The organism is Streptomyces sp. NPDC029956 (assembly GCF_055574655.1).
Map to the genome: position 1 here is coordinate 15,873 of NZ_JBVHZJ010000079.1, position 18,365 is coordinate 34,237.

The following is an 18,365-nucleotide window of genomic DNA, read 5'->3' on the forward strand; positions in this document are numbered from 1 at the left end:
CAAGGGTCGTAGAAGCGGAATCCGAGGGTGGTGGTGCTCCCACCTGCGTATTCCTCGCGGGGGCGGACGGCTGAATTCATGCCTCCGGTCCCGGGACAATAGGACATTGGTATATGTCGATTGTTCCGTGCCCTTGGGATGTGACGGTGGAGCGCAGCATCCAGCCTATCCTCCGACGGCCCTCCTTCGCAGGCGTTGTGGATCAGCGGGGTGGGCATCATGGTCCGTGACGCGCGGCCGTCCTGGCGGCCGTCCATTCGCGGAGGGACGCTTCGATGGGGGAGAAGGTCGTGGCCGACGGGTTCGGCCCGTCCGACCGACAGCAGTACCGGAGAAAGCTCCAGCAGTGTCTCGCGGGGCTCGCGAGGCTTCTGGCGGAGAAGAGGTTCGACCGTCCCCGCAATCTCATGGGCGTGGAGATCGAACTCAATCTGGCCGGTGCCGACGGACTGCCCCGCATGCTGAACGGGCCGGTTCTCGAAAAGATCGCAAGCTCCGATTTCCAGACAGAACTCGGAATGTTCAACCTCGAAGTGAACATCGCGCCCCACCAGCTCGACGGGCGCGTATTCGACCGGCTCGCCGAGGAGATCGGCACCGGAATCGGATACGCCGACCGCAAGGCCGCGGAACTCGACGCGGGCGTCGTGATGATCGGCATACTGCCGACGCTCACCCAGGACGACCTGGTCCCCGAGAACCTTTCCTCAGCGGACCGCTACACGCTCCTCAACGACCAGATCCTCGCCGCCAGGGGTGAGGACTTCACGCTCGACATCCACGGGGTGGAACGGCTGCTCTGCACCTCGGAGTCGATCGTTCCCGAGGCGGCCTGCACCTCGGTCCAGCTCCACCTCCAGGTCACGCCGGCCCGCTTCGCCGCCGTGTGGAACGCGGCGCAGGCGGTGTCGGGCGTCCAGATCGCGCTCGGCGCCAACGCCCCCTTCGTCTTCGGCCGTGAACTGTGGCGCGAGTCCAGGCCGCCGCTCTTCACCCAGGCCACCGACACCCGGCCGCCCGAACTCCAGGCCCAGGGCGTCCGGCCGCGCACCTGGTTCGGGGAGCGGTGGGTGGACTCGGTGTACGACCTCTTCGAGGAGAACCTGCGCTACTTCCCCGCGCTGCTGCCGATCTGCGACGAGGAGGACCCGCTCCTCGTCCTCGACCAGGGCGGGGTGCCGCGCCTCCAGGAGCTCGTCCTGCACAACGGCACGGTCTACCGCTGGAACCGGCCCGTGTACGGCTGGGTCGACGGCGTACCGCATCTGCGCGTCGAGAACCGGGTCCTGCCGGCCGGGCCGACCGTCACCGACGTCATCGCCAACGCGGCCTTCTACTACGGGCTCGTCCGCTCCCTCGCCGACGACCCCCGGCCGGTCTGGAAGCGGATGGCCTTCGAGGACGCGGAGGCCAACTTCGACACGGCCTGCCGGCACGGCATCGAGGCGGAGCTGCGCTGGCCCCGTTCCGGCCGGGCGGGCGGCATCGCGACCGTCCCCGCGGTACGGCTCGTCCTCGACGAACTGCTGCCGCTCGCCGCGGCCGGGCTCGACGCCTGGCACATCGAACCCGCCGACCGGGACTTCTACCTCGGCGTGATCGAGCAGCGCTGTCTGCGGCGGGTGAACGGTGCCTCGTGGCAGGCCGACACCTTCCACAAGGCGCTGGAGGCGGGCCTCGACCGCGAGGCGGCGCTCGCGGCGACCACCCGCCGCTACCGGAGCCTCATGCGTGCGGGGGAGCCGGTGCACACCTGGCCGATCGGCATCGACTGAGCGCGCCTCCCGGGGTCGCGGGCGGGGGCGGTGGCCGATCATGGCACAGTGATCGGGATGCCGCCGGAACGGCGTCCGTCCGCGACCGGGAAGTGGAGACAGGTGTGGTGTCGGACCAACGAGTGAGTGACGCTTCCCTGCCCCCCGACGGGCTGTCGCGCCGGGTCCTGCGCAACGAGACGCTCATCGTCCTCGCGCTCTCGCTCGGGGCGAGCGCCCTGTCGTCCCTCATCAGCTTCATCGGCTCGCTCACCAAGTCCGGGGCGCTGAAGGAGCAGGCGGCCACGCTCAACGGCTCGTACGCGCCGGGGCGGCCCTGGCTCGACCTGTCCTGGCAGCTCTTCGGCATCGCCTCGGCCCTCGTGCCGGTCCTGCTCGTCGCCCATCTGCTGCTGCGCGAGGGCTCGGGGCTCAAGGCCATCGGCTTCGACCGGACCCGCCCCTGGCCCGACCTCGGGCGCGGGACGCTGGTCGCGGCGGGCATCGGCAGCGCGGGGCTCGCCTTCTACCTGGGGGCGCGGGCGACCGGCTTCAACCTCACCGTGGTGCCCGAGTCGCTGCCGGACGTGTGGTGGAAGTACCCGGTGCTGATCCTGTCGGCGATCCAGAACTCCGTTCTGGAGGAGGTCATCGTCGTCGGGTATCTGCTACGCAGACTCGGGCAGTTGGGGTGGACGCCGATGGCCGCGCTGGTGGCGAGTTCGGTGCTGCGCGGCTCGTACCACCTCTACCAGGGGATCGGCGGGTTCGTCGGCAACGTGGTGATGGGCGTGGTCTTCGTCCTGCTGTACCGGCGCTGGGGGCGGGTCGGGCCGCTGGTCGTGGCGCACGCGCTGCTCGACATCGTTGCCTTCGTCGGATACGGGCTGCTCGCGGGCAAGGTGGGGTGGCTGCCCACGGTATGAGGTTCGGTCGCGGTCCTGGACACGGCCGCGGCTTGGACTCGGCCTGGGTGAGGGCGGGCGAGGTGAGGGGGGTACGGGTTCTCCGTACCCCCCTCGCGTGTTTCGCGGCCGCGTGGTCAGGCGTGCAGGTCGCCCTCGATGACCGTGACCGCGTGACCGTTCAGGAGGGTGCGGTCGCCGCGGAGCCGGGTACGGACGATGCCCGTGCGGGCGCCGCCCTGCAGTCCGACCAGGTCGTCGCGGCCGAACCGGGCCGACCAGTAGGGGGCGAGCGCGGTGTGGGCGCTGCCGGTCACCGGGTCCTCGTCGATGCCGACGGCGGGGAAGAAGCCGCGGGAGACGAAGTCGTAGCCGCCGTCGGGGTTCCGGGCGGCGGCGGTGGCGATGATGCCGCGGGTCGAGAGGGTCCTGAGGGCGGCGTGGTCGGGCGCGAGTGCGCGCACGGTCGGTTCGTCGCGCAGCTCGACGACGAGGTCGCCGATGTGGTCGGCCGTGTCGTGGACGGCGACGACCTCGGCGCCGAGCGCCTTCTCCAGACCGTCCGGGACGGGCACCGGGGTGAGGGTGGAGGTCGGGAAGTCCATCGTGATCGTGCCGTCGGCCTCGGCGGTGGCGCCGAGGATGCCGCAGCGGGCCGCGAAGCGGACGGGGCCCCTCGCTGTTCCGGTGGAGTGCAGGACGTGGGCCGTGGCCAGCGTGGCGTGGCCGCACATGTCGACCTCGGTGGTGGGGGTGAACCAGCGCAGGGCCCAGTCGGCCTCGCCGCCGCCGGGCAGCGGGTGGGCGAAGGCCGTCTCGGAGAGGTTGACCTCCGCGGCGACCCGCTGGAGCCAGGCGTCCTCCGGGAAGGAGTCCAGGAGGAGGACTCCGGCGGGGTTGCCGGAGAAGGGCTGGTCGGTGAAGGCGTCGACGATTCGGATCCTCATGGCGCCGACCGTACCGGGGGCGGAATCGGGCGGGCCAAGGCCAATCGCGGAGAACTGGACCGAGTGGTCCGACCAGGTCACCGGCCCCGCACCGGAAGCGTGCCGATCACGCCCACGAGGGCCGCGGACCTCGTGGAGCGTGACCGGTGGGCCGCAGGTCGGCGGTCCTTCGGCGGGCATCCAGTCGGCATGGTTGCTCGGCGAACAGTTCCGATATATCGTTGAGGCATCGCGACAGTTCAACGAATGAAACCCGATGGAAGGAGCGTTGCGATGCGTTCACATGGACACGAGTACGGAAACGGACACGGAGCCGGCCGTGGAGGCTTCGGCCCCGGGCCTCGTGGTGGCTTCGAGGGGCGGCGTGCCGCGTTCGGCCCCTTCGGGCCGGGCTTCGGCGGTGGCGGGCCCTTCGGTGGCGGACGTGGTCACGGGGGCGGCCGGGGAAGGGCGCGGCGCGGCGACGTGCGCGCCTCGATCCTGGCGCTCCTCAAGGACCGCCCGATGCACGGCTACGAGATGATCAGGGAGATCGGCGAGCGCAGCGACGGGGCCTGGCGGCCCAGTCCCGGCTCGGTCTACCCCACCCTCCAGATGCTGGAGGACGAGGGCCTGATCACCAGCGCGAGCGAGGGCGGCAAGAAGCTGTTCACGCTCACCGACACCGGACGCGCCGAGGCGGAAGAAGGTCCCGACGCGCCCTGGGAGGACGCCGGACGCGGAGTCGACTGGGAGGCCATGAACGAGATCCGGCAGGCCGGTTTCGGTCTGATGGAGGCGTTCGGGCAGGTCTGGAAGGCCGGCAGCGCCGAGCAGCGCAAGAAGGCCGTCGGCGTGATCAACGAGGCCCGCAAGAAGCTGTACCTGATCCTCGCCGACGAGGACTGAGCCCGCGCCCGTCGAGGGCGGGGAGCGGTCGAAGGGCCCCGTGGCGTTCGCCGCGGGGCCCTTTCGCCTGCCTGCCTGTCCGCCTGAGTCAGGCCGTGGGCCGTCTGTCCGGATCGGGTCGCCGGCCGTCCTCCTCGATCAGGCCACCAGGCCCGAGAGCTTGCGCAGCGACTCCGTCAGGGCCGCCGTCGCCGAGTCCTTGAGTTTGCCCGCCATCAGGGAGACCGCCGCGCCGGTGAACTCGCCGTCGATCCGTACGGTCGTCGCGTCCCCGTCCGCCGCCAGGGAGTAGCGCGTGGTGACGAGCACCCCCATCGGGCCCTTGCCCTTGATGGCGAACGCGCGCTCGGACTCCAGCTCCTCGACCGTCCAGAGCACCTCGGCGGGGAAGCCCATCAGCTTCATGTTCTCCGTGAAGGTGGCACCCGCCTCGAGGGTTTCCGGGCCGCCGTTCGGGAAGCTGGTGTGGGTGGCGTTCCACTCGCCGTACGAGGGGAAGTCCACGAGCTGCGCCCAGACCTTTCCGGCCGGTGCCTCGATCCGTGCCTCCGCGCTGACTTCGGCCATGAGACCACCCCTTCACGCGTGCTGCTGGGTTCCGGTGTCGCGGAACGTAGCCGGGCGGCCGTGAACATTCAATACTGATGAACCGTCAGTTCTGCGGCGGCCGGTCCCGCCCCGTCGCCGATCCACCAGATCTCGGACGCGTCGAAGCAGTCGGAGGCGCGGGGTGCCCCGTCCTCCTCGTGACAGTGGAAGGCCGCCCAGAACAGATCGGCCGGCAGTGCCTCCCGGGGTGCGTACACCCGGTAGACGTACTGCCGCCCGTCGCGCGCGAGCAGGGCCACCATCCAGAACACGATCGAAAGACGTGGCGGGCGGGGCCCGTGGTTGCGTCGGGGGCGCAAGGCAAGGCGGCGCGCGCCCGGGGAGGGCAACGCGCGCGATCTCATCCGTAAGGAGGAGGAACCGTGCGCGCGTGCCCAACTCCGGTGGGATGCGGACATGCTTCTCCCCGGCGATGCCCCGTCGGCCCGGACCTGATGAGGTGAGAGGGTGCATCGTCCCGTCCCGATTCCCCAGCAGCCACTCCGGCAGCCCGCCGCCCCGCGCGCCGAACTCGCGCCCTTTCTGACGCCGTCCCTCATGACGGTCGTGACCGGCGCGCGCCGCAGAGCCCTCCGGGACGGCGACCGGCAGATCGACACCGCCCACCTCCTGCACTCGCTCATCGAGTCCGACCCCGAGGCCGGAGCCGCCTTCGAGGGCGGACAGCAGCGCGCCCGAATCCTCGGCTACCTCGTGCAGCGGTCCATCGGATACGGGCTGCGCTGGCAGCGCTCGGTCGAGGAGTCGGGGGCCGGCCGCCTGCTGCCCGCCACGCGCGGGCCCGAGGCCCGGGACGGCCGGGCCTCCGGCTGGTCGCCGGCCGCGACCGCGGCCCTCGAGGAGGCCTTCCGGCGGGCCGTCGAACGCGGGGACACCCAGGCGCGGGGCCTCGACCTCCTCGCCGTCGTCGCCGCCGATCCGGAGAGCCGGGCCGCCGAGGTGCTGCGCCGGGCCGGCGTCGATCCGGCCGCGCTGAGCGCCCGTGTCGGAGCCTCCGCCGGAGCCCGTGCCGACGCCGGTACGGCCGCCCTGGCGGAAGGGTCCGTTCCATGGCGGGGCGAGGAGCCGTCTCAACAGGTGTAACGGGGGTTACGCCCCTGACCGCGCCCTGTCATCATGGCCCGATGCACGCGTCTCAGGGGAGAAGCGCCGGCCTGGGACTAGCCCTGGCCTCGGCCTTCGCATTCGGTGGTTCAGGAGTGGCGGCCAAGCCGCTCATCGAGGCGGGACTCGACCCGCTCCACGTGGTGTGGCTCCGGGTCGCCGGTGCCGCGCTCGTCATGCTCCCGGTGGCCTGGCGCCACCGGGACCTCCTGCGCCGCAAACCCGCTCTCCTCGTGGGCTTCGGGCTGCTCGCCGTCGCCGGCGTCCAGGCCTTCTACTTCGCCTCCATCTCCCGGATCCCGGTCGGCGTCGCGCTGCTCATCGAGTACCTCGCCCCTGCCCTCGTGCTCGGCTGGGTCCGCTTCGTCCAGCGCCGGCCGGTCACCCGCGCCGCCGCCCTCGGTGTCGTCCTGGCCGTCGGCGGTCTCGCGTCCGTCGTCCAGGTCTGGTCCGGGCTCAGCTTCGACCTCGTCGGGCTGCTCCTGGCGCTCGCCGCCGCCTGTTGCCAGGTCGGCTACTTCGTCCTCTCCGACCAGGGCTCGGGCGAGGCAGAACAGGCCGACCCGATCGGCGTCATCGCGTACGGGCTGCTCATCGGCGCGCTCGTCCTCACCGTCGTCGCCCGCCCGTGGGGCATGGACTGGGTGCTGCTCGGCGGCAGCGCCGACATGGACGGCACCTCCGTGCCCGCGTGGCTGCTGCTCGGCTGGATCGTGCTGATCGCCACGGTGCTCGCGTACGTCACCGGCGTCGTCTCGGTGCGGCGGCTCTCGCCGCAGGTGGCGGGTGTCGTGGCCTGCCTCGAGGCCGTCATCGCGACCGTGCTCGCCTGGGTGTTGCTCGGGCAGTACCTCGACGCCCCGCAGATCATCGGCGGTGCGGTGGTCCTGGTCGGAGCCTTCATCGCCCAGTCGTCGACGCCGAAGGCGCCTGCGGCGGCACCGGTGGCGGGGTCGGCGGCGGATGCCGGTGTGGTGGGCGCGGCCGGTGTGGTGGATGTGGCCGGTGTGGTGGATGTGGCAGGCATGAAGGGTGCGGCTGGTGTGACGGAAGCGGGCGGTGTCACGGAAGCGGGCGGTGTCACGGACACGGCTGGTGTGACGGACTGTGATACCGAGTTGTCCGCCCGGCGGGCCGGGCCCTAAGGTGCCGATCATGCATTCGACCGTGCTTCCGCCTCCCGCCGCCTAGCGCGCGCGGAGACTCTCCTCGACGAAGACCGGGCTCGGCCGGGCGACCTCTCGCCCCCGAGCGGTTCGTCGCTGCCCGCGCGCGGAGCCGAGCGACCACCCTTCCCTCCTGTCTTCCACGGAGAAGTCACGTGTCGAACTCTTCGGAATCCGCCCTGTCCGTCGGGCGGAGCCTGCTCTATCTGATCGTCGCCGGGATCGCCTGGGGCACGGCCGGTGCCGCCGCCTCGCTGATCTTCCGCATCAGCGACATGGGCCCGTTGGCCCTGTCCTTCTGGCGCTGCGTCGGCGGCCTCGTCCTGCTGCTCGGGGCGCTCGCCCTGCGGCCCCGGCGCCGGGCCGCCCGTACGGTCGCGGAATCACGAGGACGCAGGACGGCCCGCATCCTCGGCACGGGGATCGGGCTCACCGTCTTCCAGAGCGCCTACTTCGCCGCCGTCGAGGCCACCGGTCTCGCGGTCGGCACGGTCGTCACGCTGGGCGCAGGACCCGTCCTCATCGCGGTCGGGGCACGCATCACCATGGGCGAGCGCCTCGGCCGCGGCGGCATCACCGCCGTCACCGGGGCGCTCGCCGGGCTCGTCGTCCTCGTCCTCGGCGGCGGAGCGGCGGAGGTCAGGCCGCTCGGTGTCGTCCTCGCGGTCGTCTCGGCGGCCGGGTACGCGGCGATCACCCTGCTCACGCGCTACCTCGGCCGTGACGGCGGTCGTACGGACGCGCTGTCCACCACGACCTGGGCCTTCGCGATCGGGGCCGTCGGGCTGCTGCCCGCAGCGCTCGCGGAGGGATTCGTACCGCACACGGACGCGCCGGTGAGCGTGCTGCTCCTGCTCGTCTACGTGGCCGCCGTCCCGACCGCGCTCGCCTACGCGCTGTACTTCGCGGGGGCGGCGGTCGTCCGGGCCGCCACCGTCTCCGTGATCATGCTCCTTGAGCCGGTCAGCGCGTCCGTGATCGCCGTCTCGCTGCTGGGTGAGCGGCTCACCACCGCCGTCGTGCTCGGCACGCTGCTGCTGCTCGCCGCCGTCACGGGCCTCGCGTTCGCCGAGGCGCGGACGGCGACGGCGGAGCGGCGGCGGGAGGCCGTGGCGGTGTAGACCGAGGTGGCGGTGGCGGTGGGGGTACGGGCCGTCACCCGCGGTGGGGGGCGCGGGCCCCCACCCCTGTCAGCCGGTGGCGCGGCGGCGCAGTTGGTGGCCGCGCGCCGCACGGTCGCGGAGGCCGTCGCGCTCGGCCAGCCGCTCCATGACCCGCTCCTGGACCTCCTGCGGCTTGTTGCCCGCGTACTTGAACTTGGCCCGCACCTCCGTCACCTCCAGGCGGAGCACCCGGATCCCGGACAGCATGCGGCCGAACGGGGCCTCGCCGGGGACGGCGGGGGCCGTGCCGCCGTCCGGCTGGAAGTGGGCGACCTGGCGGTTGAGCAGCTCCGCCTTCTCCGCCGGATCGTCGACCACGTGCGCGGTGCAGCGCAGCTGGACGGAGGCGTAGTACGAGGTGGGCGTGCCGTGGGCGCTCGGCGTGCCCTCGGGGGCCATCCAGGTGCCCGGCACGAAGACGTAGTCGTCGACCACGCCGAGGAGCACCGTCGGGTTGGCCTCCAGCGCGCGCCACAGCGGGTTCGGCCGGGCCAGATGGGTCAGCACCCGGCCGTACGGGCCGGGCTCGGCCTCGTACCGGAAGTGCATCGGCTGCACCCACGGCGGGTGTCCGGGCAGGCCGTTGACGGCGAGCTGGCCGAAGTCGTGCCGGGCGAGCCAGTCGCGCCACTCGTTCTCGTCGTGGGGGGCGTCCCAGGGGTGGATCAGCATCGTCCGACCGTCCTCGGCATCGTCCGTACGTCCCTTCGTCGTCCGGTTCTTCGTCGTTCGTGGTTCTGCCACGCGTGACCTTGCGGTTCGCGGCTTCTCTAGAGCGCGGCCAGGTAGTCGGGCAGGGCCACGGCCGGGTCGAGGTCGTCCGCCGGGACCGGTGCGCCGTAGCCGCCGCGCACCGGGATCACGCCGGACCAGTGGGGGAGGCCCAGGTCCTCCACGTCGTCGTTGGGGCCGCCGGTGCGGACCTTCGCCGAGACCTCGTTGAGGTCCAGGCGGATCACGGCCGTGGCGGCGAGCTCCTTGGCGTTCGCCGGGCGGGAGTCGGCGGAGCGGCCGGGGACGACGTGGTCGACCAGCGCGTCGAGGGCGATGCGCAGCTCCTCGGCGTCGGTGACCTGGTGGGCGGTGCCGAGGACCACGACCGAGCGGTAGTTGAGGGAGTGGTGGAACGCGGAGCGGGCGAGTACCAGGCCGTCGACGTGGGTCACGGTCAGGCAGACGGGCAGACCGGGGGCCGCCACGCCGTCGCCGGCCGCGCGCAGCGGCCGCGAGCCGGTCGAGCCGTGCACGTAGAGGCGGTCGTCGACGCGCCCGAAGAGCGTCGGGAGCACGACCGGCGCGCCGTCCCGCACGAACCCGAGGTGGCAGACGTACGCCTCGTCGAGTATCGAGTGCACCAGGGCCTTGTCGTACGACGCGCGCAGGCGGGAACGGGTGGGGACGGTCCGGTCGGTCGGCGTGTACGTGTCGGCGACGGCAGTGGCAGCGGTCTCGGAGATCCCGGTGGAGGTCCTGTCAGCGGCCGTATCGGCGGCGGTGTCGGCGGCGGTGCTCATTGCGTTCTCCATTGCACTAGTGCATACTTGTGTTTGTGCTAGGAGAGTATCGGATCGAAGGTCGTCGCGCATCGGACATCGCCGCGAGTGTGGAGCGGGGAGTGGGGCTCGGAGCTCTGGAGCCAGGGCGACTCCTGCCACCCATGCGAGAGTTGGCCGGCGTGCTCGGCGTCAACCCGAACACCGTCGCCGCCGCCTACCGCACCCTGCGTGAACGCGGGGTCATCGAGACGGACGGGCGGCGCGGCAGTCGGGTGCGCCCGCGGCCCGCCACGACGGCGCGCGGCTCGATCCGGGTGGAGGCCCCGGCCGGGGTCAGGGACGTCAGCAACGGCAGCCCCGACCCCGTCCTGCTGCCCCCGCTCGGCGAGGCCTTCGCCGAGGTCGCGCGGAGGTACGCCGAACGGCCCGGCATGTACGGAGAGGCTCCCGTCGACGAGGGGTTCGGGCGCCTCGCGCGCGCCGCATTCGACTCGGACGGGGTGCCGGACGGGCCCGTCGGCGTCACGTCCGGGTCCCTCGACGCCGTCGAGCGGGTACTCGCCGTGCACCTCAGGCCCGGCGACGCCGTCGCCGTCGAGGACCCGGGCTGGGGCAGCCTGCTCGACCTGGTGCCCGCGCTCGGGCTGCGGCCCGTGCCGATCGCCGTCGACGACGAGGGGCCCCTGCCGGAGGCGGTCGAGCGCGCGATCAGGAGGGACGGGGCGCGGGCGGTGATCGTGACGGACCGGGCGCAGAACCCGACCGGTGCGTGTGTGACCGAGGCCCGCGCGGGGGAGCTGCGGCGCGTGCTCGCCGGGCATCCCGGTGTGCTGCTCATCGAGGACGACCACGGGCACGGCATCGTCTCGCAGGCGCTCCACCCGCTGGCCGGGGGCACCGACCACTGGGTGCTGATCCGCTCGGTGGCCAAGGCCTACGGCCCCGACCTGCGGATCGCCGCCTTCACCGGCGACGCCGAGACCGTCGACCGGGTGCTCGGCAGGCAGCGGCTCGGTCCCGGCTGGGTCAGTCGGCTCCTCCAGGGGACCGTCGCGCACCTCTGGGCCACGGACGCGGTCGACCCGGCGGTCGTCGCGCGCTCGTACGGGAAGCGGCGCGACGGACTCGTACGGGCCCTGGCCCGGCGGGGCGTCGAGGCCCACGGGCGCAGTGGCATGAACGTATGGGTGCCGGTGCCCGACGAGACCGGGGCGGTGGCCGGTCTCGTGGCTTCGGGGTGGGCGGTGGCGCCGGGCGCGCGGTTCCGGATGGAGACGGGGCCGGCGGTGCGGCTCACGGTGTCGGGACTCGCCGTGACCGACGTGGAGCCGCTGGCCGATGCGGTCGCGGGGGCGGTGGGGCCGGTGGTGGCGCGGAGCTATGGGTGAGGCGGGGGTGTGTGGTGCGGGCGGCGTCTCCTGGCGGCGCCTCCGCTCCTCGTGCCCGGGCCCGCACCCGCAGTGCACCGCACCTGGTGTGCGGGTTCAGGCGCAGGGGGCCTAGGGCCGGCCGGGGGCGCCGTCCGTTGCGCCCACCCGTTCCGCTCCTGAGGAGCGACTGCCCGCGACGGGGTGGGTGACGTCCGATGCGCCTGCCCGTTCCGGTCCGGCGGGGCGACTGCCCGCCACAGGGGGTGGTGTTGTGCGGAGGGACGTGCGGGTCTGGGTGAGGGCTGCGCCGGCCAGGACGATGATCGCGCCGACCGGGGTGTTCCAGGCGAGCTGTTCGTTCAGGAGGGCCACTCCCGCCGCCGTGGCGATGACCGGGATGAAGTACGTGACCATCGCGGCCGTCGTCGGGCCGACCTCGGCGACCACCCCGTACTGCAGCAGCATCGCGTACCCCGTACCCAGGGCGCCGAGGGCGATCACGGCCAGCAGCGGCAGTACCTCCACCGACTTCGGGAGCGAGGTGAACAGCGGGGTGACGACCGCCAGTTGCAGGGTCGCGAGGCCGACCTGGGAGCCCGCGAGCGAGAGGTTCGAGGCGCCCGTGCCGCTCAGCGTCCTGCGGACGTAGATCCAGCCGACCGCGTAGCTGAACGAGGCCAGCAGGGCCAGAGCCGTGCCGGTGACGTCGACGCCCGAGAAGCCCTGCCAGGCGCCGAGGACGGTGAGCACCCCCATGAAGCCGATGCCCAGGCCCGCTGCGCGGACCCGGGTCGGGCGGTCCTCGGAGAGCGCCACGAGGGAGAGCAGCATGCCCCACAGCGGGGTCGTGGCGTTGCAGATGCCCGCCAGCGTCGACGGGATGGTCAGCTCGGCGTACGCGAAGAGGGAGAACGGCAGCGCGTTGAGGAGGAAGGCCGCGACCGTCAGATGGCCCCAGACGCGGGCGCCGCGCGGCAGCCGGTCACGCTTCACGACCAGGGCGACGGCGAGTACCGCCGTACCGAAGAGGAGCCGTCCGAAGGTCACCTGGAACGGCGCGAAGCCCTCCGTGCCGACCTTGATGAATACGAAGCTGAAACCCCAGATCAGGGCCAGTACGCCGAAGCGGACGCGCCAGTCGAGCAGGCGTGGGGCGCGGGATGGGGCGGAGGGTGCCGTGGGCGGGGCTGCGGGGCTCATGCACTCAGGGTGACCGCCCCGACCTCTTAGAACAAGCGAGAATTCCTCGACCCCTTCCCTTAGTATCGCTTACATGTTGAATCTGGAGCGCCTGCGCACCCTCGACGCCGTCGCCCGGCACGGCTCGGTCAGCGGCGCGGCCGACGGACTCCACGTCACCACCTCCGCCGTGTCCCAGCAGCTGTCCAAGCTGGAACGCGAGGTGGGCCAGCAGCTGCTGGCCAAGAACGGCCGGGGAGTGCGGCTCACCGACGCCGGGCAGCTGCTCGCCGAGCACGCCGCCCGGATCCTCTCCCAGGTCCAGATGGCCCAGGCCGACATCGAGGCCCAGCGCGGCCAGGTCGTGGGCGAGGTACGGGTCGCCGCCTTCCCGACGGCCGCCCGGGGACTCTTCCCCGCCGCGCTCGCCGCCCTGCGCGAGGGGCACCCCGACCTCCGGGTCCGTACGACGGAACTGGAGCCGGAGAACGGTGTGCGCGCGGTGCTGCGCGGCGACGCGGACCTCGCGCTCGTCCTGGACTGGAGCAACAAGCGGGCGCCCGTGCCCGGCGGCCTCGAGCGCGCCCATCTCCTCGACGACTCCGCCGACGTGGCCCTGCCCGCCGGGCACCCGCTGGCCGGGCGGGAGGACCTGGACCTGGTGGACTTCGCCGACGAGGAGTGGGTGTCCTGGCCCGAGGGCGAGTTCTGCCACGACTGGCTGATGTTCACGCTGCGCTCCCAGGGCATCGAGCCGCGGATCGGTCACCTGGCGGGGGAGCACCACACGCAGCTGGCGCTCGTCGCCGCCGGGCTCGGGGTGTGCGTCACGCCCAGGCTCGGGCGGCCCGTGCCGGAGGGGGTCGTCTTCGTGCCCGTACGGCAGCAGGTGCGGCGCCACATCTACGCGACCTGGCGCGCGGACGCGGGCCGCCGTCCCTCGGTGCGGGCGGTCGTCGGCGCCCTGCGGGCGGCGGCCGAGACCTTGGCGAGCTGACCCGGGCTCGTCCCCTTCGTTCGCTCGCCGCTCGCCTCTGACTCCCGCCCCGCCTCTCCTCAGAGGCCCGCGAGTTTGCGGAAGTCCCAGGACGCGACCGCGTCCGGCGTCAGGCGCATCCAGGCGTGCCTGCCGTCGTGCGGCATCGCGTCCAGGCCGAAGTTCTTGGCGGCGAAGAGCTGTTCGGGCACGTCCAGTTCGGGGCACGGCTCGCCCGTACGCGGTGCCTCGCCGATGAACGTGACGGTGCCGGACAGCTCCACGCCGCGCAGTTCGCCGTAGTCCTCGCCGTCGTCCACCACGACGGCGATCCTCGGGTCGGCGCGCAGCTCCGCCCAACGACGGCTGCGCGTGAGCGAGTACAGCCAGAGCGAGGAGCCGTCCCAGGCGAACCAGAGCGCGCTCACGTGCGGGCGGCCGTCGGCGGAGACGGTCGCGACCCGGCAGGTGCGCTGTTCGGCGAGGAAGGAGTCGAGCTCCGCCGGGGTCATCATGATCCGGCGTCCACGGCGCTGTGCGACGGTCATCGTCCGCACCCTTCTAGATTTCTGATGAGACGTCAGAAAGCATGGGGGGCCCATCGCGCGCGTGCAAGGGGAGAGACCATGGAACAGAGGGCGAGAGAGCGGCTCGGGGAGCGGATCCGGCCGGACGGTGGGGTGGTGCTGCTCACCGTCGAGTGTCAGCAGGGAGTCGTCGGACCGGAGAGCGCCCTGCCCGAACTGGCCGCCGCCGCACGTGCGTCGGGGGCCCTGCGGAACGTCGCCCGACTGGTGGCCGCCGCGCACGAGGCGGACGTCCAGGTCCTCCACGCCGTCGCCGAACGGCGCCCCGACGGGCGGGGGGCCAACAGCAACGCCCGGCTCTTCCGGGCCGCCGCACGGCTTCCCGTACAGCAGCACAGCGGGAGCACTGCGGTACGGATCGCCGAACCGATCGAGGTCGCCGAGGAGGACCTCGTCGTACGCCGCCTGCACGGACTCTCGCCGCTCGCCGGGACCGATGTCGACCCGCTGCTCCGCAACCTCGGTTGCCGGACCCTGATCGTCACCGGAGTCTCCGCCAACGTGGCCGTGCCCAACGCCGTCTTCGACGCCGTCAACCTCGGCTACACCGTCGTCGTGCCCGGGGACGCCATCGCGGGGGTGCCGGCCGACTACACCCCCGCGATGATCCGTCACACCCTCGCGCTCGTCGCCACGATCACCACGACCGACGAGATACTCGCCTGCTGGAAGCTTCCCCGGCGGTCCGGGGCCGCGGCGAGCACACCGGGCGCCGGGAGGACCGGGAACACCGGCGGTACCGGAAGCGGCGGCAGTGCCGGAGGCGTCGTCAGCCGAGGCTGATCGCGTCGCCGACCACCTGGATCGGTGTCGGCGGCAGGGGGGAGCCGGCCGGGCCGGACTTCACACTGCCGTCCGACACGTCGAAGTGGCTCTGGTGGCACGGGCACACGATGACGCCGTCCTTGATGCTGCTGACGGCGCAGCCCGCGTGGGTGCACTTCGAGGAGAAGGCCTTGAACTCACCGGCCTTCGGCTGGGTGATGACCAGGCCCTTGTCGGCCAGGATCTTCCCGCCGCCCACCGGGATGTCCGCGGTCCGTGCGAGCGTCTCGCCCTCCGCCGCCGCGCCCTTGTCGTTCGTGCCGCCGCCCCCGCAGGCGGTGAGCGCCGCTGTCAGACCCGCGCCGCCCGCCGCCGCGACGACCGTCCGGCGTGCCACTCCGCTCATGTGCTGCCCCTCTTCCCTCGTACGTTCGGTGCACTTGTGCTCCTGCCAGAAGGTACGGCGGTGAGCTGTGTCCCGTTCACAGGATCGGGCGTTCGCCTCCTTACGGTTATGAGGAGAGTGTCTGATCCTGGACATCTGGTCCGGCTCGTCGCCGGGGGCTGGACGGTCCTTCGTCTCGCTCGTCGTCTCCGACCTCGGCGGCCTCGGCTCCGCCACGGCGAGCGGCGCGCTCGCCGTCGGCCTCCCGGTCCAGGACCGGCCCGTCGACTTCACGACCAGCAGCCTCTACGGGACGCGGTACGGTGCCGTCGTCGTCGACCGGACCGTCGTGCGGCTCGACGGCTCGACGGGACCCGTACGGGTCCTCCGTCCTCACCACGCCGAGGCTCAAGCTCTCCGTACGGCCGGGCACCGTCGCCTGCCCCGCCCCGGCGGCGCCCACCGGGACACGGGGCACACCGTGACGCGCCCGGCGCCTCCCCGACTTCCGGGGTCCGTATCTGACGGGCCGTGCGACCTGGCAGACTGCGGGCCTCACGGTCGTCTCCCCCCGTGTCGTGAGCGGACCGCTCCACCGGGGAAGCGGCAAGCGACTCCTGGAGGCCCACCATGGCGCAGCAGCCCGGACAGCCGGAGGCCCGCACGAGCGGACGGCCCCGCCGGCCACCGCACCGGCCCGGGAGCGGGGCGAGCGCCCGATGACGCTGTGCCCCGCCCGGCGTGCGGACCCCGGCGCGTTCGTCGTCCGCAGCGCGCCCGCCGTGCCGACCGCGGCCGTGCTGCTGCTCCACGGCGGCCGCGCCGACGGGCCCGGGCCGCCGCCCGCCCTCAACCTGGCCGCGCTGCGCATGAGGCCCTTCGCCACCGCCGTGAGCCGGGCCGTCCGGGGCCGGGACGTGTTGATCGCCGAGGTGCGCTACCGCCACCGGGGCTGGAACGGAGAGCGCGCCGACGCCGCCAAGGACGCCGAGAGCGCGCTCGTACGCCTCCGGGAACAGGCCGGGTCCGTCCCCGTCGTCCTCGTCGGGCACTCGATGGGCGGCCGCGCGGCACTCGCCGCCGCGGGAGACTCCGCCGTCCGCGGTGTCGTCGCCCTGGCGCCCTGGTGCCCCACCGACGAGCCCGTCGAGCACCTGGGCGGTCGGCGCCTCTACCTGCTCCACGACGAGAGCGACCGTGTCACCTCGGCCCGCGCGTCCTGGGACTTCGTCCGCAGGGCCCGCGCGGCGGGCGCGGACGCGGCGGGCATCCCGATGCCGACGGGCGGCCACGCGATGCTCCGCGGCGCCCATCTGTGGCACCGGCGGGCGGCCGAACTCACGGCGGCGCTGCTGTCGCACGGGTGAGGAGCGTGGGCGGAGCTTCGCGCGGTGTCACGGGCCGGCTCGGACCCTACGGGGTGATCAGGCCCGCGCACGCGGCGTGCGTCGCTCCGTGAACCGCGCGGGCCAGGCGGGCGCCCCACAGGGAGCGCGGGCCGGCGAACGGTTGGGCTTCGGCGTGGGTGTGGGTGTGGGTGTGCGGGTCGGTGCCGGGGCGGGCGTCGGTGCGGGTGCGGGTGTCGGTGTCGGTGCCGGGGTGCGGGCCGGTGGGCAACGGGGCCGCCACGCAGACCGCGTCCGTCGGTGTGCCTGAGGCGTCCGCACCCAGCTCCACCAGGGCCTGCACCTTCGCCTCGGTGGCGGTGGCGACCGCGTTCACCAGGGCCGCGTCCGTGAGGGGGACCGGCAGCGACACGATGATGTTGATCGTGCCCGGGCGGGGGACGGCGACGCCACCGACGCCCGGCGCCGCCGCCCAGCCCCGTACGCCGATCCCCGCGGTGACCACCGCCCGCACACCGCCGTCCTCGGCGTGGCACCGGTCCGCGACCGAGGCGGCCGTCATCAGACCCACGCCCGCGCCGGTGAGCCCCGCCCCGGCGGCCAGGTCCCGGAGGTGGGCGACGGGATCGAGCCGGTCGTAGCCGGGCGGCACCTGGGCGTTGATCACCCACCCCCGCTCGCCGATGCCGCCGCCGAGCACCGCGCTCGACACCATGCGGACGCCCGGCCCCGGCGCCCACACGAGCAGCGGCCAGTCACGGCCCTGCTCCGTGTGGGCGAGCAGAGCCGCGTCGGCGAGAGACGCGCTGGTCAGGAGGGTTCGCGTAGGCACCCCCGCACCCTAGGCGGTGCCTCTCGGATCAGGCGAGGCCGCCCCAGCCCCAGCGCGGGGTGGGGCCGGGCTCGCCGAGGTCCGTGCCGGGCGCGGAGGCCGAGACGTCCTTGGCGATCCGTGTGCCCCAGTCGAAGTACTCCACCACCCGGCGGCGCAGCAGGGCGTCGTCCGGCAGCTCCTTCTCCACGGCCGCCGTCATCAACTCCATCCAGCGCAGGCGCTGTTCCTCCGTGATGCCGAGCCCGAGATGGGCGCGGAGCAGGGCCTGGTGGCCGCCGAGCTCCGTCGTGAACTCGGCGGGCCCCGAGAAGACCTCCGCCAGCCACACCGCGACGTGCTCCACATGGGCGGCGGTGAAGTCGGCGAAGACCGGTGCGAGGAGGGGGTCGGCCAGCACCCCCTCGTAGAACGTCTCGGAGAGCCGGCGCAGGGCTTCGGCGCCGCCCACGGCCTCGTACAGGGTGTTCGTGTGCTCGGCGGTCATCGGGGGCCTCCGGATCCGGGATGTGTCCTGCCAGCTTTCACACAACAGGTCCCGGATCCAAGGATGTTCGCTCTCGGCGGGGCGGGGCGATCCCCTCGGTCCCGTCGTGCGGTCCGGTGCACAGCAGGCCCGCGCGTTCCGCGATCACCGCCGCCTGCACGCGGTTGGCGACACCGGTCTTGCCGAGGACGGCGCTGACGTCGTCCTTGGCCGTGGCGACCGAGAAGTGCATGCGGGCACCGATCTCGCCGTTCGACAGACCCTGCCCGATGAATCCGAGGACCTCCCGCTCGCGGGGCGACAGCCGGGCCAGGGGGGGGGGGGGGGGGGGGGGGGGGGGGGGGGGGGGGGGGGGGGGGGGGGGGGGGGGGGGGGGGGGGGGGGGGGGGGGGGGGGGGGGGGGGGG

21 protein-coding genes are annotated in these 18,365 nt (G+C 73.1%); 10 read left to right on the forward strand and 11 right to left on the reverse strand.

The annotated features are described in order from the left end of the window. Window positions 1-275 precede the first annotated feature (275 nt). Window positions 276-1,775: a glutamate-cysteine ligase family protein gene (locus ACZ4XX_RS37000; protein ID WP_468512201.1), complete on the forward strand. Its 1,500-nt coding sequence runs from the start codon at window positions 276-278 to the stop codon at window positions 1,773-1,775. A 122-nt stretch (window positions 1,776-1,897) separates the two neighbouring features. Next, on the forward strand, window positions 1,898-2,680 hold the full coding sequence (locus ACZ4XX_RS37005; RefSeq protein WP_468512202.1) for a CPBP family intramembrane glutamic endopeptidase: 783 nt from the start codon (window positions 1,898-1,900) through the stop codon (window positions 2,678-2,680). Window positions 2,681-2,796: 116 nt separating this feature from the next. Here the strand turns inward: ACZ4XX_RS37005 and ACZ4XX_RS37010 are convergent, their stop codons facing one another. Beyond that, on the reverse strand, window positions 2,797-3,606 hold the full coding sequence (locus ACZ4XX_RS37010) for a PhzF family phenazine biosynthesis protein (protein ID WP_468512203.1): 810 nt from the start codon (window positions 3,604-3,606) through the stop codon (window positions 2,797-2,799). A 273-nt stretch (window positions 3,607-3,879) separates the two neighbouring features. Here ACZ4XX_RS37010 and ACZ4XX_RS37015 point away from each other — a divergent pair, with 273 nt between their 5' ends. Continuing rightward, a complete protein-coding gene (locus ACZ4XX_RS37015) occupies window positions 3,880-4,494 on the forward strand; it encodes a PadR family transcriptional regulator (protein WP_468512204.1) in 615 nt (204 codons plus the stop codon). A gap of 138 nt (window positions 4,495-4,632) precedes the next feature. Here the strand turns inward: ACZ4XX_RS37015 and ACZ4XX_RS37020 are convergent, their stop codons facing one another. Together ACZ4XX_RS37020 and ACZ4XX_RS37025 are read right to left on the reverse strand one after the other, a co-directional pair. Continuing rightward, window positions 4,633-5,061 carry a type II toxin-antitoxin system Rv0910 family toxin gene (locus ACZ4XX_RS37020; RefSeq protein ID WP_468512205.1) on the reverse strand — a complete coding sequence of 143 codons (429 nt, stop codon included), beginning with the start codon at window positions 5,059-5,061 and terminating at the stop codon, window positions 4,633-4,635. 68 nt (window positions 5,062-5,129) lie between these two features. Next, on the reverse strand, window positions 5,130-5,354 hold the full coding sequence (locus ACZ4XX_RS37025) for a hypothetical protein (RefSeq protein WP_468512206.1): 225 nt from the start codon (window positions 5,352-5,354) through the stop codon (window positions 5,130-5,132). 196 nt (window positions 5,355-5,550) lie between these two features. Here ACZ4XX_RS37025 and ACZ4XX_RS37030 point away from each other — a divergent pair, with 196 nt between their 5' ends. The 3 genes from ACZ4XX_RS37030 (at window position 5,551) to ACZ4XX_RS37040 (ending at window position 8,494) form a co-directional block, all read left to right on the forward strand. Then, window positions 5,551-6,186, forward strand: coding sequence for a Clp protease N-terminal domain-containing protein (locus ACZ4XX_RS37030; protein ID WP_468512207.1), 636 nt, complete (start codon window positions 5,551-5,553; stop codon window positions 6,184-6,186). A 41-nt stretch (window positions 6,187-6,227) separates the two neighbouring features. Next, window positions 6,228-7,352: an EamA family transporter gene (locus ACZ4XX_RS37035; protein ID WP_468512208.1), complete on the forward strand. Its 1,125-nt coding sequence runs from the start codon at window positions 6,228-6,230 to the stop codon at window positions 7,350-7,352. 176 nt (window positions 7,353-7,528) lie between these two features. After that, window positions 7,529-8,494 carry a DMT family transporter gene (locus ACZ4XX_RS37040; protein ID WP_468512209.1) on the forward strand — a complete coding sequence of 322 codons (966 nt, stop codon included), beginning with the start codon at window positions 7,529-7,531 and terminating at the stop codon, window positions 8,492-8,494. A 69-nt stretch (window positions 8,495-8,563) separates the two neighbouring features. On the opposite strand, the gene ACZ4XX_RS37045 is transcribed toward ACZ4XX_RS37040, so the two are convergent. Beyond that, window positions 8,564-9,208 (reverse strand): FMN-binding negative transcriptional regulator, encoded by a 645-nt coding sequence (locus ACZ4XX_RS37045; RefSeq protein WP_468512223.1) that lies wholly within the window; start codon window positions 9,206-9,208, stop codon window positions 8,564-8,566. A gap of 98 nt (window positions 9,209-9,306) precedes the next feature. Then, window positions 9,307-10,050 carry a pyridoxamine 5'-phosphate oxidase family protein gene (locus ACZ4XX_RS37050; protein WP_468512210.1) on the reverse strand — a complete coding sequence of 248 codons (744 nt, stop codon included), beginning with the start codon at window positions 10,048-10,050 and terminating at the stop codon, window positions 9,307-9,309. Window positions 10,051-10,085: 35 nt separating this feature from the next. Here ACZ4XX_RS37050 and ACZ4XX_RS37055 point away from each other — a divergent pair, with 35 nt between their 5' ends. Next, window positions 10,086-11,420: an aminotransferase class I/II-fold pyridoxal phosphate-dependent enzyme gene (locus ACZ4XX_RS37055; protein ID WP_468512211.1), complete on the forward strand. Its 1,335-nt coding sequence runs from the start codon at window positions 10,086-10,088 to the stop codon at window positions 11,418-11,420. Window positions 11,421-11,531: 111 nt separating this feature from the next. On the opposite strand, the gene ACZ4XX_RS37060 is transcribed toward ACZ4XX_RS37055, so the two are convergent. Then, window positions 11,532-12,602: a DMT family transporter gene (locus ACZ4XX_RS37060; protein ID WP_468512212.1), complete on the reverse strand. Its 1,071-nt coding sequence runs from the start codon at window positions 12,600-12,602 to the stop codon at window positions 11,532-11,534. A gap of 73 nt (window positions 12,603-12,675) precedes the next feature. Here ACZ4XX_RS37060 and ACZ4XX_RS37065 point away from each other — a divergent pair, with 73 nt between their 5' ends. Next, window positions 12,676-13,578 (forward strand): LysR substrate-binding domain-containing protein, encoded by a 903-nt coding sequence (locus ACZ4XX_RS37065; RefSeq protein ID WP_468512213.1) that lies wholly within the window; start codon window positions 12,676-12,678, stop codon window positions 13,576-13,578. Between the two features lie 59 nt (window positions 13,579-13,637). Here the strand turns inward: ACZ4XX_RS37065 and ACZ4XX_RS37070 are convergent, their stop codons facing one another. After that, complete coding sequence (locus ACZ4XX_RS37070) at window positions 13,638-14,105, reverse strand: pyridoxamine 5'-phosphate oxidase family protein (protein WP_468512214.1); 468 nt, start codon at window positions 14,103-14,105, stop codon at window positions 13,638-13,640. Window positions 14,106-14,183: 78 nt separating this feature from the next. On the opposite strand from ACZ4XX_RS37070, the gene ACZ4XX_RS37075 reads away from it, so the two are divergent. Then, on the forward strand, window positions 14,184-14,927 hold the full coding sequence (locus tag ACZ4XX_RS37075; RefSeq protein WP_468512215.1) for a cysteine hydrolase family protein: 744 nt from the start codon (window positions 14,184-14,186) through the stop codon (window positions 14,925-14,927). On the opposite strand, the gene ACZ4XX_RS37080 is transcribed toward ACZ4XX_RS37075, so the two are convergent. Beyond that, window positions 14,914-15,315 carry a Rieske (2Fe-2S) protein gene (locus ACZ4XX_RS37080; protein ID WP_468512216.1) on the reverse strand — a complete coding sequence of 134 codons (402 nt, stop codon included), beginning with the start codon at window positions 15,313-15,315 and terminating at the stop codon, window positions 14,914-14,916. The genes ACZ4XX_RS37075 and ACZ4XX_RS37080 overlap by 14 nt on opposite strands. A 557-nt stretch (window positions 15,316-15,872) precedes the next feature. Between ACZ4XX_RS37080 and ACZ4XX_RS37085 the strand changes: the two genes are divergently transcribed. Further along, window positions 15,873-16,661: an alpha/beta fold hydrolase gene (locus ACZ4XX_RS37085; RefSeq protein WP_468512217.1), complete on the forward strand. Its 789-nt coding sequence runs from the start codon at window positions 15,873-15,875 to the stop codon at window positions 16,659-16,661. 46 nt (window positions 16,662-16,707) lie between these two features. On the opposite strand, the gene ACZ4XX_RS37090 is transcribed toward ACZ4XX_RS37085, so the two are convergent. The 3 genes from ACZ4XX_RS37090 to ACZ4XX_RS37100 are packed head-to-tail and all read right to left on the reverse strand — an operon-like array spanning window position 16,708 to window position 18,272. Next, the gene (locus ACZ4XX_RS37090) at window positions 16,708-17,472 is read right to left on the reverse strand and encodes an adenosylcobinamide amidohydrolase (RefSeq protein WP_468512218.1); all 765 of its coding nucleotides are present in this window, start codon (window positions 17,470-17,472) and stop codon (window positions 16,708-16,710) included. Window positions 17,473-17,500: 28 nt separating this feature from the next. Next, the gene (locus tag ACZ4XX_RS37095; protein ID WP_468512219.1) at window positions 17,501-17,959 is read right to left on the reverse strand and encodes a group II truncated hemoglobin; all 459 of its coding nucleotides are present in this window, start codon (window positions 17,957-17,959) and stop codon (window positions 17,501-17,503) included. Window positions 17,960-17,996: 37 nt separating this feature from the next. Further along, the gene (locus tag ACZ4XX_RS37100; RefSeq protein WP_468512224.1) at window positions 17,997-18,272 is read right to left on the reverse strand and encodes a response regulator transcription factor; all 276 of its coding nucleotides are present in this window, start codon (window positions 18,270-18,272) and stop codon (window positions 17,997-17,999) included. Window positions 18,273-18,365 lie beyond the last annotated feature (93 nt).